The following is a 14,986-nucleotide window of genomic DNA, read 5'->3' as shown; positions in this document are numbered from 1 at the left end:
GTCCCCACCCGCCCTTTTTTTCGCCATAGAGTTCCTGCCAGGGGAGGAGCCCGTTCGACCACACTGTGTTCCTGTCGAAGTACACCTCGTTGTAAATGGCATCGGTGAGGTCTGCGCCGGTGAGGTCGGCGCCGGAAAAGTCGGCGTCGGTGAGGGTGGCGTCGGTGAGGGTGGCGTCGGTGAGGTTTGCGCCGGTGAGGTCGGCGCCGGAAAGGTTGGCGCCGGTGAGGTCTGCGCCGGAAAGATTGGCGCCGGAAAGGTCGATACCGGTGAAGTCGATGTGAGCGAGCTTCGTGGATCTCAGCAGTGAGCGTCCGTGATGCCGCCAGCCTTGCGACCGGATCTCGCGAGTCTCCTGCTCGTGGAGGTCGATCACGATCTGGCGACGCACGGCCAGGAACGGAGCGGCTGCGGGATTGTCGGATGTGGGCTCAAGCAGCGGGGAGGTCACGAGGGACCGGAGCAATTGGACACACACATTGCGCTCGTCGAGGTTGCCGAAGTTCTCCCAGTCGTCGGCGAGGGACATCAAGGAGAACACCCCTGCCAGCTGGATAGTCGGCACAGGGTCGGCTAGTTGTGCGGCGCTCCCAGTGAACCGTGTCCGCAACGCGCGTTCCTGATCCCGCCTCTCTGTGCGCTCTGCCTTCTGCTTTTCGTGCTCGAGCTCCGATGCGGCGTGCAACCGTGCCTTGTCGGCAATGCTCTCGTTGCTGACGCGGGTGCGGTGCGTGCCGTAGTAGGCGAGACCGCCGGCCGCGAGGACACCGAGGCCACCGAGCACAGTTCCTTGGCCGGGAGTCAAGGGTGTCCGAACAACCACCGCTGCCACGCCGCACATTGTTGAACCGCCGAACAGGATCGTGCTAGCCGTCCTGAGGCGCCCGACGCTCGGTGACGTGCGGGTTGACTCGACCACCGGTGGTGGCAGCGCATTCTGAGGTCCGATCCGGCGAAGGGTTTCGGTGTCGACCGCATCGAGACGATCGAGGGGCTTCCAGGCTCCGCTGTACGGGTTGTTCACGGTGTGTCCATAGTGTCGCCCGGCTTCACGTCAGTAGCTAGCAGCGCAAGCAGCTTGCGCGCATCGCCGAGAGTGACGCCGGTCAACGCGGCAGCTGCGGTCAGCGTGCCTTCCCGGTCGCGGATGTCCGACAGCGCCTGCGCCATCGTCAGCCGAGCCGCATCGATCGCGTCGGCGGCAGCGAAGTAGTCGATCAGCGACACCATATTCGCTTCGTCGCGCACCCGCCGCGCCGCGATTACAGCCTGGTTCGCAGCGCGGGCCCGCGCACGCGCACTTTGCCGTGTCCCGGTCGCTGCCATGCCCGTCACCATAGCCTCACACCCGACTTCTCGTCGTTCCTGACACAACCTCCCCCGAATTCACCACCCGCAATACCAGAACAACCCACCTTCAACCCCACCGAGCCAGTTTTAAGTCAACCTAAAACCTCAGCCATCACGTACCCCTCACACCTCATGCACTAAGGCTGTGTCCCGCGAATCCGCTGGTAGGGTGCGGGTCGTGATGGGTCTGCACAAGCTGACCGCCGGGGACGGGTACGAGTACCTGACCCGGCAGGTCGCGGCTGCCGATTCCACTGAACGTGGGGCCACATCGCTGGCCGATTACTACTCCGAGAAGGGCGAATCGCCGGGCCGCTGGGCCGGGGCGGGACTCGCCGAGCTGGGCTCGGTCGCCGCAGGGCAGCAGGTATCCGAGGCGCAGATGAAGGCATTGTTCGGCGAGGGTCTGCACCCGAACGCCGACGTGATGTTCGAGCTGGCCATCGCTCAGGGCGCCTCTCAAGCGGACGCCGCGCGCGCGGCCCGGTTGGGTCGAGCGTTCAAGATCGACTCCGGTGCGACCGCGTATCGGGTGGCGTGCGCGGAGGCGTTCGTCGAGCACAACCTCGCCCGCGGCGAGAAGTGGAACGCACCGATCGACGCCGACGAGCGTGCGCGTCTGCGCACCGGTGTCGGCAAGGCGATGTTCACCAAAGAGTTCGGGCGGACACCGACCGACGGGCGTGAGTTGTCGGGGTGGGTGGCGAAGATCGGCCGTCAGAAGACCACCGCCGTCGCCGGTTTCGACTTGACGTTCACCCCGGTGAAAAGTGTGTCCGCGCTGTGGGCGGTCGCGCCGCGGGAGGTGTCGCAGCAGATCGAAGCCGCACACGAGGCGGCGATCGCTGCCGCGGTTGCGTACCTGGAGAAGCACGCGTGCTTCACCCGCGTCGGGACCGGGGGAGTCGCGCAGGTCGACGGCAACGGGTTGATCGCCGCGCAGTTCACGCACCGCGATTCCCGCGCCGGGGATCCGAACCTGCACACGCACGTCGCGATCAGCAACAAGGTCGCCACGACGTTGCCGGACGGGACGACGAAGTGGTTGGCGCTCGACGGGGCGGCGCTCTACCGCAACAACGTTCCCGCCTCCGAGGTCTACAACACCGTCCTGGAGGGGGAGCTGCGGGACCGCATCGGTGTGCGGTTCACCGAGCGGGCGTCGGAGGACCGGTCGAAGCGTCCCGTGCGGGAGATCGACGGCATGGACGACCGGCTCGCCGAACGCTGGTCCTCGCGCAGCGCCGCGATCAAGGCGCGCACCGCGGAGCTGGCGCGCACGTTCCAGGCCGATCACGGCCGCGAACCGTCCGCGATCGAAGCGATCTCCCTCGCGCAGCAGGCGACGCTGGAAACGCGCGCAGCGAAGCACGAACCGGTCAGTCACGCCGATCAGCGCAGCGGGTGGCGCGGTGAAGCGATCGACATCCTCGGCTCGGAAGAGGCGCTGTCGGAGCTGGTCTCGTCGATCACCGCCCGCGGCGCCGCCGCGCCGGTCACCGAGTTCGATGCGCCGTGGGTCGACGCGGTGGCAGCGGAGGTGGTGAGCACCGTTTCGCGTGCGCGGTCGCGGTTCCTGCGGCACAACGTCCGCGCCGAAGCGGTGCGGCAGGTGCGCGCCTACAACCCGCCGACGGACCGGATCGACGCACTCGTCGAGACCATCACCGCGGCGGCGTGCGCGGAGGGAACGTCGATCGACCTCTCCGGCGCTGCCGACGTCGACACGGCCGCCGACATCGCGCCGCAGTCGATGCGCCGGCGCGACGGCCTGGACGTGCACACCCGCCACGAGTCGCAGTTGATGACCACCACCGCGGTGCTCGACGCCGAAGCGCGCATCGTCGCCCTCGCGCAACGCGGCGACGGTGTCGCTGTGGCCGACAAGCACGTGGACATGGCGTTGCTCGAATCCACGGCGAACGGCCGCGACCTCAACGCCGGCCAACGGTCGCTGGTGCGGGCGATGGCCACCTCGGGGGCGAAGTTGCAGCTCGCGCTCGCCCCGGCAGGCACCGGCAAGACCACGGCAATGAAAGCGTTGACGCGGTCGTGGCAGAACGCCGGTGGGCGCGTCGTCGGGTTCGCACCGACCGCCGCAGCCGCTGCCGTACTGCGTCAGGACATCGCGGCGACGACGGACACGTTGGCGAAGTTCGTCGACATCACCCGCCGCCTGCGCGACGGAGCGCCGGTGTCGGTTCCCGAGTGGTACACCGCCATCGGACCGAACACGCTCGTCATCGTCGACGAGGCCGGCATGACCGGCACCCTCGACCTGGACGAAGCGGTGTCCGCGCTCGCCGACCGCGGTGCGACGGTCCGGTTGATCGGCGACGATCAGCAGCTCGCGTCCGTCGCTTCCGGCGGTGTCCTCCGCGATATTCACGACCGCGTCGGTGCGTTGTCGCTGTCGCAGGTGGTGCGCTTCCGCGACAGCGCTGAAGGCGCCGCATCACTGGCGCTGCGGGAGGGCGACGACGCGGCCCTCGGCTTCTACATCGACCACGGACGTGTCCACGTCGGCTCCATCCGCGCCGCCACCGACGACGCCTACGCCGCATGGGTCGAAGACCGGGAGGCCGGCAAGGACGCGATCATGCTCGCCCCGACCCGTGAACTCGTCGCCGAGCTGAACACCCGCGCCCGCACCGACCGGCTCGCCGCCACCGACGCACCCGTCGGACGGGAAGCGGTGCTGGCGGACGGACTGTTCGCCAGCGTCGGCGATACCGTGCGCACCCGATCCAACGACCGCCGCAACCCGCTCTCGCGGACCGACTGGGTCCGCAACGGTGACCGCTGGGTCGTCGAGGACGTCACCGTCGACGGAGCGCTCGTGGTGCGCCACCTCGAACTCGGCCGCACCGTCACCCTCGACGCCGACTACGTACAGACGGCGACCGAACTCGGCTATGCCGGCACGGTGCACTCCGCGCAGGGAGCGACCGCCGACACCTGCCACGTCGTCGCCACCGGCGACGAAACCCGCCAACTCGCCTACGTAGCCCTCACCCGCGGCCGCCAGGAGAACCACCTCTACCTCGCGACAGCGTCCGAGGGCGATCTGCACACCGCGATGACCGAACGCGGGATGCTCCCACCGTCCGCCGTCGACGACCTGCGTGCCATCCTGCGCCGCGACGGCGCACAGGTGTCGGCGCACTCGACGCTCACCGCAGCAGACGACCCGCACCTGAACCTGCTCCCCGCAGCCCGTGCCTACGACTATTCCGTGGCCGCAGGATCGGAAGTTCATCTCGGACCCGACGTCATGGCAGCCATCGACGCCGCCGCGGAGGAAGAAGCGCCCGGCCTGACGGACGAACCCGCATGGCCGACGCTGCGCGGGCACCTGGCGACGATCGGCGCGCACGGACGCGACCCCGTCGAGGTCCTACGCCGTGCCGTGCGCGCGAAGGAGCTGGGGTCCGCGCTCGACCGGGCCGCGGTTCTCGACTGGCGACTCGACCCCGGCCGTCAGCACTCCGCCGGTGCCGGGCCACTGCCGTGGCTTCCCGCGGTGCCGGCGGCGCTCCGCGACACACCTGAGTGGGGCGCGTACCTCGACGCCCGCGAGGAGTCGGTGACAGCGTTCGTCACCCGCATCGGCGCCGACGTCGCGGCGTGGACACCGACGACCGCACCGGTGTGGGCGCGGCCGTTCCTCACCGACGACCCCGACGCGACGTTGCTGACCGATCTGGCGGTCTTCCGCGCCGCCCACGACGTTGACCCCGCCGACCGCCGCCCCACCGGGCCTGCGCAGTTCGCCGCAGCCTCGCTCACCGCGCAGCGCAGACTCGACACGCGCGCCGCCGCGATCATCGGATCGGGCAACGACGCGGTCAGTCGGTGGCAGCCGTTCGTCGACGAGCTCGACCGCCACATCGCCCGCGACCCGTACTTCCCGGTCCTCGCCGACCGCCTGTCCGCCGCAGCCCGCGCCGGTATCGACGTGCACACGCTGGTGCGCGATTCGCTCGCGACGTCGCCGCTGCCGGACGAGCTGCCCGCCGCCGCACTGTGGTGGCGTTTGTCAGGTGAACTGTCGACGGCCGCACTCGACGCGGACAGCGACGGCACCGATCTCGCGCCTTCGTGGCGACCGATCCTGGTCGAGATGCTCGGCTACACCGCCGCGGTGCGGGTCATGTCCGACCCGTCGTGGCCGGCGCTGGTGGCAACCGTCGACGCCGCCGACCCGACCCTGTGGACGCCCGGTCAGTTGCTCGGCACCGCGTACGAGTTCCTGCACGGCGGCATCGACCCCGTCGATCACGGCCTGACCGTCCCCGCGCACGAGCTGGCGACCGCGCTCACGTGGCGCGCCGAGATGCTGGTGCGCGAGAACCACCTGGCCCGCACCTATATCGGTCCCGACGTCGAACCGCTCTCGGTCGAGGACGAGGAAGCCCTCGCGCACGTCGACGAGACGATCGACGACCTCAGCGCCGACGTTCTCCCACCCGAGTTCGCCGACCCGGAACTGATGGCGCCGCGCACCGCACCCGCCGAAGCAGCGCCGGTCGACGAGGCATCGCCGTCGATCCCCGGCGAGATGGACGCCGACTACCTCGCTTCCCTCGACGCACTGAACGCGCCGATGGAGTACGACGACGCGCCGCCACCGGAGTACGACGGGTACGACAACGACAACGACCCCGTCGCCGAGCCGGACGCCGCCCCGCACGAGACGCACATCGACGTCGAGGTCGAGCACGAGCCCGCCGTGGTCGACCCGTTCGACGCGATGCTCGACGACGCCAGGGTCGCCCTGCCGTACCCGACGGTCACCCGCGACGAACGTGTGCGTCTGCTCCGCGCCGACCTCGACGACGCCACCGCCAAACACAGGACGCTGCGCGCGGCAATCGCCGACGGAACCAGCCCCGCGATGGCGCACAGCGCACCGCTGGTGATCGAGATGCAGGAACGGGCCGACCGGCAGAAGCCGGCGCGGGTGGCGATGCTCGACGCCCGCCAGGACTGGACGGACGCCGCATTCCAGGCCGAAGCGCTGTGGCACCACATCGACACCGTTGTCCGCGGTGACGTCGCCGCCGCTGTCGCGGCCGCCGGCGACGATGAGGACGCTCGACTGCTCGCCCAGCGCACCCTGGACTGGGAGATGTGGCGCGCCGGATACACCGACGACGCCGCGGCCGTCGCCCGTGCCCGCGCCGAGGTCGCCGCCGCCGAGTACGAGCGCATCGCGGCTGCTGACGGGGGAGCAGTGTCCAACATGGACGTCATTGCCGCCCGCGGCGCAGCGGAGGACATCGACCTCGGTGTGCTCGCCGACCTCAAGGCCGAGGCCGGGCGCATCGAGTCGGCGCTGTGGCGCGCTGAGGTCGCCGCTCGGCGTGAAGCGATGGAGGCGCCCGCTCAAGCGCCCGTCGTGGACGCCGAGCAACCGCTGGACGTGGCAGGAGAGGACGTCACGGTCCCCGAGACTGTCCAGTCGGCGCGGCCCGTCGAGGTGTCGCGGCCCGTCGAGGTGCCACGGGCCGAACCCGAGACCACGCTGTCGGCGGCCGACGCCGAGCTGCTCGCGCGGATGGAACAGGACCCGATCCGCCTCGTTCCGGACGCGGACCTCGCTGCATTCGTGGACCGCGCCGGTCGAGGACGCACCGAACCGACCGTCGTCGCCGACACCGAAAAGCTCTACGCCCACCTCGTCGAGCAGGCAGCGGCCATCGCCGCCGCACGGGAGCTCGACGCAGAGCTGCGCCGAATCACCGCAGACCACGACACCGCCCGCACCGAACACACCACGCTGTCCGACCAGTTGGCCGGGGCCAAGCGACGCGACCGCAAGACACTCGAACCCTCCGTCGAAGACGCACGGACACGCGTCGACCGGCTCGCCCGCCAGGTCCGCGACACGAAGCGCGCCGCCGCGGACGCAGCCGGCCGGGTGCGCGCCGAGACGAACGAATGGTCGGCGATCACCGCCCGCGCCACCGATCCGCAGCGCCGCGCCTCAGACCTCGCGGCCGCCGCTGCCTTCGACAAAGCCATCGCTGAACAGCGTCGGCGTCTCCGTGCCATGACGCTGGCAACGGAACGTCACGACGCTGAGCAGCGCCTTCGCGCCGTCAACGCCACGACTCGCGCAGCGGAAGCGTCAGCGATCGACGGCGTCACCGACACCGAAGACCGCACCATCACGGCCGAGGTGGCTCGACAAGGCGCGGAGCGTGCTGTCGGACGTCTGCTCGCGGAGGCCCCAACACCTGGTCGCAGTCAGAATCCCGTGCTCGACGACCGCCAGAGGACGCAGCACGAGGCCGACGTGAACGAGCGCCGATACGACAACGATCATGGGCTGTGATCCGAATTCGAGCTTGACTGAAAGTGGCTCTCACACGGTGTGCGGGACGATCAGGTTCCGTCATCGTTATTCGCTAGCTGATGCAGATTCCCACCGAACTGCAATGTGCTTTATCTCGCGCGCGCTGATCCCGAACAGCGACGCGTCGAGCTTCACGTTCTCCGGGTCAGGATCGGGCTGCGAGCGGAAGGAAAACCGTCCGCGATTTGGCGTTGGCGCAGGTGTCATTCTGTAGATCGGCTCAATGAGCGTCAGTTCGCGATCGGCGTGCTCATCGGCTTCCGGACTGAAGCTGAAGACCTCGCCGCTGAAGACGACGCCGCCGTCGACTGTGATGTCAGCCATTGCCCGGAAATCGTTTTGTTCGGACTCTTCTGGTTTGAACATCACCCACCATGCGGGGCTGGTTTCAATAACGTGCTTCGGCTTTAGCTTCGTTGCCAATGTTGACTTTGACCAATTCTGGTACGTCTTGGTATTCGCGAATGTGCTCCATAACCACGCGAACAAGCAAGCAAGGGCGAGGGTTGCAAGACCCCAGGCCACCACGGACACATAGTTTGGGGGCAAGTACGTTCCAGGCTCGTTGATCAAACGACGAACGTCAGGTGTGTTGTTTGGACGACAATGGCGGACGACGGCCATCACCGCGCTGGCGGCCGAGAGGCTTATGAGCGATCTGAAAACAATGCCCGCAATCTCACGCAGCGCGGTCGGCTTAGCAATAGGTTTGTTTCGTGGTCCAGTCTGCACTGAGACAAGACCAGGAGCGAGAAGGACGACGAATAGAACGAGCCCAAGAAACGAATCGGGGAGACTCATTTGCTAGACGTGGACTTCCGAGCCTTCGGTTGCGCTGTAGGTGCTGGGTTGGCCTGCGTCGGCACTGAAGGTTCCCTGACTACAGGTCGCCGGCGAGATACGACTGTCTGGCCGAAGTTGTCATTGCTTCGCTGGGGTGCGGGCTGGCGACGCGACGGCATGTCAACGGCCCTGCCCAGTGGTGCCCGATCCCGGGTTCTGGTTCGACTTCTTACTCGTTGGAGGAACCTTGTATGTCCGCACAACCGGCCGCCGCTTCGACGTGATGATTTGACCACCGCGCTCGATCAAGTCGGGCCGGTAGTCCTGGGCCCGGTCCTCGTTCTTTGCCATTGCGGTACCTCTCGTCCGGTGATACGCGATCCAGCATAGGCCCTCTCGCGGAACGTCGAATGGGCATGATCTATCGGTGCGTTAGGACCGCGCCCTGACGTCGTGTCATCCCACCAGCTGCCCCGTACCTCTGAGCTTCGGGGCAGCTGATCCACAGGGGCCGGATCACTCCAGTTCAGGCCCGGTGCCTCGCCCAATCTCGTCCGGGTCCGGTGGCGGGCTACGCCATCCACCTTCGGTCCGTCCCGTATCGGGGCCTCGGTATTCCGGTGGATCCGATAATCCGCGGCGCGGGCGGTCCGGGTCTGCAACGTCGGTGTCCGGCGCACTGTTCGGTCGGGTGCCGGCGCGCACCTCGGCGTCGAGTTCGGCTTGTCGCATCATGGCGCGGACGTCGTCCGCTGTCTCCATGCCGAGGTCTTCGACGAGCGCGGGGGTGGGGTTGAGCATCAGCGACCAGCCCTCTTCCCGTCCTTTTGCTGCGGCGCGTTCCGCTCGGGCCTCGTTTCGCGCTATGGCTTCGGGGCTGGTCTCGGATTCCTTGATCTCGCGCCGGATGCGGGTGACCTCGTCGGAGAGGTCCTTGAGCTGGCGGGCTTTGGGGAAGTCGGAGAGTTCCGTCAGCTCCAGCGCTTCGAGGCGGTGTCCGTCGCGGTCGAGGTCGCGTTGGGCTCTGAGGAGGTCGCTGTCGACGGTGTAGGCCATGTTCTCCACTCGGGTGAGCAGACCGAGTGCGTGTTGGCTGCGGTCACCGTCCCCGATCCGCGGATGCAGCACCGACGGCTCGATCACTTTCGTCGACGACCCGAGGCCGGAGAACGAGAGGTAGAGCGCGTTGTCCTGCGCGGGTCGTCGGGCTTCGATGGGGTACCCGTTCATCTCCGCCACGATGACCGACTTGGTCAGCCCCTCGCCCTTGAGCGATGCGTAGGTGGCTTGCAACGCAGTCGCCATCGCTGCGGCGGCCTCGCTCCGCTGGCCGTAGAACCTGCCGCGCACGGTGATGCCGGGCCACTGTTCGGCGTCGCGGCGTGATTGCAGGATCGGTGCGGCTTCTCCCAGCAGCGCGACCCGCTCATGGGCTCGCGGTACCTCCCGGCGTAGTCGGTCACGATCGCGTTCGATGGAGCGTTGCTCGGCGAAGTGTGAGTCGGCCTCGGATTGGAGCTCTTGGAGTTGAGAGTCCAGTTCGATTTGCCGGATGTACCGATCATCGCCCGTGGCGAGGGCTTTGGTCATCGCCGAGTTCTCCGCGAGGGAGTCCGAGTCGAGGTCGACCACCCGGCGCATCGTGCGGTCGGCCTTCTTGAGCTGTTCGATGAAGTGCGCCTTGCGGTGCACCGTCTGCCACATGACGGTGTCGAACGTCTTCTCCGCGACGTAGTTGAACACCTTGACGTGGGCGTTCTGGTTGCCCTGCCGGATGATTCGACCTTCGCGCTGTTCCAGGTCCGCCGGTCGCCACGGCACGTCGACGTGGTGCAGCGCGACGGCGCGATCCTGAATGTTGGTGCCGGTCCCCATCTTCTCGGTGGACCCGAACACCACCGACACCCGCCCGGTGCGGCACATCTCGAACAGTCGCGCCTTCTCCGACGGCTTCGGGTAGTCGTGGACGTACGCGATTCCGGCGGGGTCCATGCCGCCGGCGATCAGCTCCTCGCGGATGCCGTCGTAGATCGACCAGGAACCGTCCGCTTTCGGGGTGGAGCGGTCGCAGAACACGATCTGCAACGCCCCCGGTGTCGGGTGCGGTTCCCCACCGGAGTCGAGGTAGGTGTTCTCACGGGTGTCGTTGTGCACGGCGAGGATCCGCTCGGCGACGATGTGGGCACGAGAATTGGCCGGGGGAGCAGCGTCCAGGTGCGCCACCCTGGGGTCGAGGGTGGCGTTGCGGCCGTCGTTGGCGACCTTGAGGGCGTTGTCGAGGTCAGGCCGTTTGACGTCGGCGTTGTCGGCGCGGTACCCGAGGTCGGCGATGAAGTCCTGCACTTCCAGGGCCGGGGTGAACGTGACGTCGGTGTTGCGGCCGCCGTCCTTGACCGGCAGGTTCGCCGGCACCTGATCGCGTGTCACGGCGTCGGTGTAGACGCTGGTCATGCCGATCAGATCGCCGACGTTGGTGAACTCACCGACCCGGGTGACGGCCCGCAGCCGCGATCCGGACGAGTTCAATTCGACGCGTTCGACAGTGTCGGTGAACGTCGATCCCCAGTCGTTGATCTGCCCGACACCGGCGTCGTCGAGCAGGTCCGGGCGCAGGTAGTGCTGCATCACCCACAGCTCGGCGAGGGAGTTCGCGACCGGGGTGCCGGTGGCGAATGTGGCCACGCGCTCGGTGTACTCCTCGGGCGGGATTCCTTTGGTGATTGCTTCCTCGCGCCGCATCGCCCGCAGGTAGTTGAGTTTGAGGTCCATGTCGGTGGCCCGGTGCGATCCCTCGTTCGCGAGCTCGGTCACTCCGGACGCGCGGGCGAGGTTCTTGAACTCGTGGGCCTCGTCGATGAACAGGTAGTCGCACCCCGACGCCTCGAACGTCAGTCCGCGGTCTTTCCCGGCTTGTTCGAGCGCGGTTTCGAGCTTTTCCTCGAGCTTGGCCTTCATCGCTTCGAGGCGTTTGCCGGTCTCGCGGCTGTCGACTTTCTCGAGCTCCGCGTCGAGTGCTGCGACCTGGGTACGCATGTACTCGGCTTTCGTGCCGGGATCGACGCCGATGGAGGAGAACGCCGAGCGGGGCACGATGACGCAATCCCAGTCCTGCGACGCGGACTGCGCGACGAGCAGCCGGCGGCCGTCGGCGTCGGTCGCCGCGGACCCGGAGAGGATCCGCGCACCGGGATACCACTGGCCGGCCTCGCGGACGACCTGGTCGATGATGTGGTTGGGCACCACGATCCACGGCTTGTCGGCCAACCCGAGGCGCTTGAGCTCCATCGCCCCCATGAGGATGGTGCCGGTCTTGCCGGCCCCGACCACATGATCGAGCAGCACCGTCGGCTCGGAGACGATCCGGGCGGCGGCGTTGCGCTGGTACGGATACGGCGCGTACTTCTCACCCAGGCCGGGGAAGCTCATGTGCTCACCCGAGTGGACGGGTGCGACGAGCGAGTTGAACTTGTCGTTGTAGATGTCGAGCAGCAGCTCGCGGCGTTCCTCGTCCGCGTGCAGCGCCCACTGACCGAACTCCTGCGCCACCCGTCGGGCCTTCGATTGCGCGGCGCGGGTCGCCGCATCATGGACCGCCGGTGCGCCGGCGGATTCCTTGAACTCCTTCGAGCTGGCGATCTCGACGGGGTCGTTGTTGAGCAGATCGGTCAGTAGTTCCGGCCAGTCGTAGTCGCCGGCGCGCATACCAGCGTTGCTGATGCCGCGGTCCTCGGCAGGGCGGTGCTCGAAGTTGAAGCTCGTCGACCACTGCCCTTTCTTGGGCACCAGCGCCCACTTCAGGTTCTGATCGCGCATCCCCTCGTAGCTGCCGACGGAAAGCGACCACCGTCCCGACGCCCGCTCGATCTTGACCTGCACGTTGTCGGGCACCTCGAAGGTCTCTCGGACGAACTGGGTGTAGACCTCGATCGGCACCCACGGGGCACCGAGGGAGACATCGACGTCGGTCTTGCGCGGCGGGATCACCGCGGTCAGCGCCTCGGCGTTGGCCTGATAGCGCGGGTCCAGCGCGGCGAGCTCCTCGGCGTCGGCGAGCTTGCGGCGCACGTTCCCCGAGAGGTAGCTCGACGCCGACACCCACCGCGTCGGGTCGCTGAGGGTGCGGAACGCGCGGCCCTCCATCGCGGTTTCGGCGTGCTCGGGGGTGGTCCCGAGCAGCTCGGCGATCCGTCCGACATCCAGGCGGGCCTGTTCGTCGAGGCTGATGGCCATCGCCTCGTCGACGGTGTCGGCGCGGCTGCGGAGCTCGCGCGAGTGCAGCACATCGGTGTGGAAGATCGCCGCCTTGCGAGCCGTCCGGGTCTCGTCGTCGAAGTGCTCCAACGCGAGGACGGGTGCGAATGTGGGATCGGTGCGCAGTGCCTTTCCGAGGTGGCTCTGGAGCTTCGTCGGCGACTTGGGGTTGATCCACGCGTCGTCGGAGAGTCTGTCGTAGACGTCTTCGGGTATCTCCCCGGCGTAGGGGTCGCCGGCGACGCCTTCATCCTTGCGCCAGGTGTCGACCAGCTTGTCCAGAGCCTTCTCATGCTGGGCGTCGGTGAGGTCTTTGGGCACAGTCATGGTGAAGCGGTTGATCGCGCCGTAGCGGGCGACGTAGGCGTCGTACTGCTCGCCCAGGATCTCCCGTAGCGCCTGTCGCTGACCGGTGCTGGTGCGGCCGTCGCGCTGAGCGGTGATGAGCGCGTGTGTCGTGTCCCGCAACGAGAGGAGCTGACCCCATTCGGCAACCTGCTTCGCACCGCGGGTGTTCACCGGCTCCCAGGTCAGCGAGTCCCAGCGTTCGATGATTCCGGCTTGTTCGTCGTGGCGCAGCGTCCCCACCGCCAGCTCGTCGTCCAGGGCGCGGCCGACCGCGAGGAGGCCACGCTCGAAGTCCTCGCGGGTGGGACCGAGGGTGTCCCGCCAGGAAGCGGTGTGACCGAGACCCGCGTCCTTCGCGGTGTCGACGATCGCGGCGAGGGTGTCCTCGACCAGCGTCGGCAGGTCGGCCCCGGCGCGGGCGGCGACGGACAGAGTGTCCTCGTTGTACATGCCGTGCCCGACCCGCAGCTCGCCGAGCACCCACTCGGGGTGGTCGGTGTAGACGGCGTTGATCGGCACGCCCTTGTCCTCGCCGGCGTCGTCGAGGGCGGTGGCGTTCTCGAGGCCGAGGAACCGGTCGGTCAGCGGAGCGGGTTTCTTGCCGTCCTCGCGGCGGCGAAGCACGAGAATGTCGGTGACGACCTCCGTCCCGGCGACTCGCCGGAACGCGTTCGACGGCAGCCGAACCGCGCCGACCAGGTCGCCGAGGGCGGCGATGTCGCGTCGCGCCCGCTGGTTCTGCGCGTCGAGGGTATAGCGGGAGGTCAGGACCGTGACGTACCCGCCGGGGGCGGTCAGTGCCAGCGATTTGACGATGAAGTGGTTGTGGATCGAGTGCTTGGCCTGGTTGTGGACCGGGTCGTAGAGCCGGTAGTCACCGAACGGCACGTTGCCGATCGCAGCGGTGAACGAGTTCTGCGGGACGTTGGTCTTCTCGAATCCTTCGGCGCGGATCTGCGCCGACGGGGACAGCGCCGCTGCGATCGAGGCGGTGGTGGCGTCGAGTTCGACGCCGACCATCTGCGCCGATGCCGGGGCGTGGGCGATGAACGTGCCCGCGCCGCAACCCGGTTCGAGCACCCGGCCGCCGGAGAACCCGGCGCGGATCGTGGCGTTCCACATCGCGGCCGCGATCGCCGGGTCGGTGTAGTGGGCGTTGAGGATGGTGCGTTGCGCCTGCCCCCACGCGGTGTCGTCGAGGAGGTCGCGAATCTGCTCGCGTTCGGTCGCCCAGTCGGGCCGTCGGGGGTCGAACACCTGCGGGGTCGCGCCCCAGCTCGACCAGCGTGCCAGCACCGCCTGTTCGGCCTCGGTGGCGTAGCGGTCCTGCGCGGTGATCGCGCCCAACGTGCGCAGAGCGTCGATGTTCGCCCGCACCCGCGCCTTCGTTCCGGACGGCACCAACACCTCGGTACCGGGTCGCAAGTCGACAGGCTCGACGTTCCACACCGCTGCGACCGGATCGGGCGCAGCGGTATCGGATTCGGTGGTGATCGGGCCGACGGTGGCGGTCTCCACTCTCTCAACCGGGGCGGCAACCGTCTCCTCAGCAAGGCTCGCAACCTGTTCCACCGCAACGGGTTCCGACGTAACCTGTTCGGGTGCGACCTCGACGCGCTGCGCCACCTGCGGCGGTGCGCTCAGGAGTTGATCGACGCGGCGGCCGTCGATGGACAGCAGGTGCCGGTTCTGGTTCCCGAACGTCACCGCGGCTGGGTGATCCTCGCGTTCGAGTGTTTTCTGGTTCTCCTCCGGGATCAGGGAGATGTCGCCGTCGCGGCGCATCCCGAGCAGCGCGTCGGTGATCTGGTCGTCGGTCAGGGTGCCGGCGAGGTCGGCGCGGATACGCACCAGCCGCACCGACGCCTCGTCCTCCCGCGCCAGTCGCCCGTA

General features: G+C 68.0%; 5 protein-coding genes. 1 reads left to right on the top strand and 4 read right to left on the bottom strand.

Annotated elements, in window-relative coordinates:
* Together HQ308_RS22965 and HQ308_RS14945 are read right to left on the bottom strand one after the other, a co-directional pair.
* Positions 1–1,024, bottom strand: a 1,024-nt coding sequence (locus HQ308_RS22965; RefSeq protein WP_308115787.1) for a pentapeptide repeat-containing protein, incomplete at its 3' end; no start/stop codon positions are given.
* A complete protein-coding gene (locus HQ308_RS14945; RefSeq protein WP_222646958.1) occupies positions 1,021–1,326 on the bottom strand; it encodes a hypothetical protein in 306 nt (101 codons plus the stop codon). The genes HQ308_RS22965 and HQ308_RS14945, both read right to left, overlap by 4 nt.
* A gap of 205 nt (positions 1,327–1,531) precedes the next feature.
* On the opposite strand from HQ308_RS14945, the gene mobF reads away from it, so the two are divergent.
* Positions 1,532–7,690: a MobF family relaxase gene (gene mobF, locus HQ308_RS14940; protein ID WP_261776162.1), complete on the top strand. Its 6,159-nt coding sequence runs from the start codon at positions 1,532–1,534 to the stop codon at positions 7,688–7,690.
* A gap of 66 nt (positions 7,691–7,756) precedes the next feature.
* On the opposite strand, the gene HQ308_RS14935 is transcribed toward mobF, so the two are convergent.
* Positions 7,757–8,512, bottom strand: a complete 756-nt coding sequence (locus HQ308_RS14935) for a DUF6338 family protein (protein WP_222646954.1) — start codon at positions 8,510–8,512, stop codon at positions 7,757–7,759.
* Positions 8,513–9,010: 498 nt separating this feature from the next.
* The gene (locus HQ308_RS14930; RefSeq protein ID WP_222646953.1) at positions 9,011–14,953 is read right to left on the bottom strand and encodes a helicase-related protein; all 5,943 of its coding nucleotides are present in this window, start codon (positions 14,951–14,953) and stop codon (positions 9,011–9,013) included.
* Positions 14,954–14,986 lie beyond the last annotated feature (33 nt).

Source organism: Rhodococcus sp. BP-241, assembly GCF_019836145.1.
GTDB lineage: Bacteria > Actinomycetota > Actinomycetes > Mycobacteriales > Mycobacteriaceae > Rhodococcoides.
Note: the sequence above shows the minus strand (reverse complement) of the source record. Positions and strands in the feature narration are given on the sequence as shown.

Excerpts from the sequence above, each read along its gene's own strand:
- HQ308_RS14945 (WP_222646958.1), bottom strand. The coding sequence starts at position 1,326 with ATGGCAGCGACCGGGACACGGCAAAGTGCGCGTGCGCGGGCCCGCGCT.
- mobF (WP_261776162.1), top strand. The coding sequence starts at position 1,532 with ATGGGTCTGCACAAGCTGACCGCCGGGGACGGGTACGAGTACCTGACC.
- HQ308_RS14935 (WP_222646954.1), bottom strand. The coding sequence starts at position 8,512 with ATGAGTCTCCCCGATTCGTTTCTTGGGCTCGTTCTATTCGTCGTCCTT.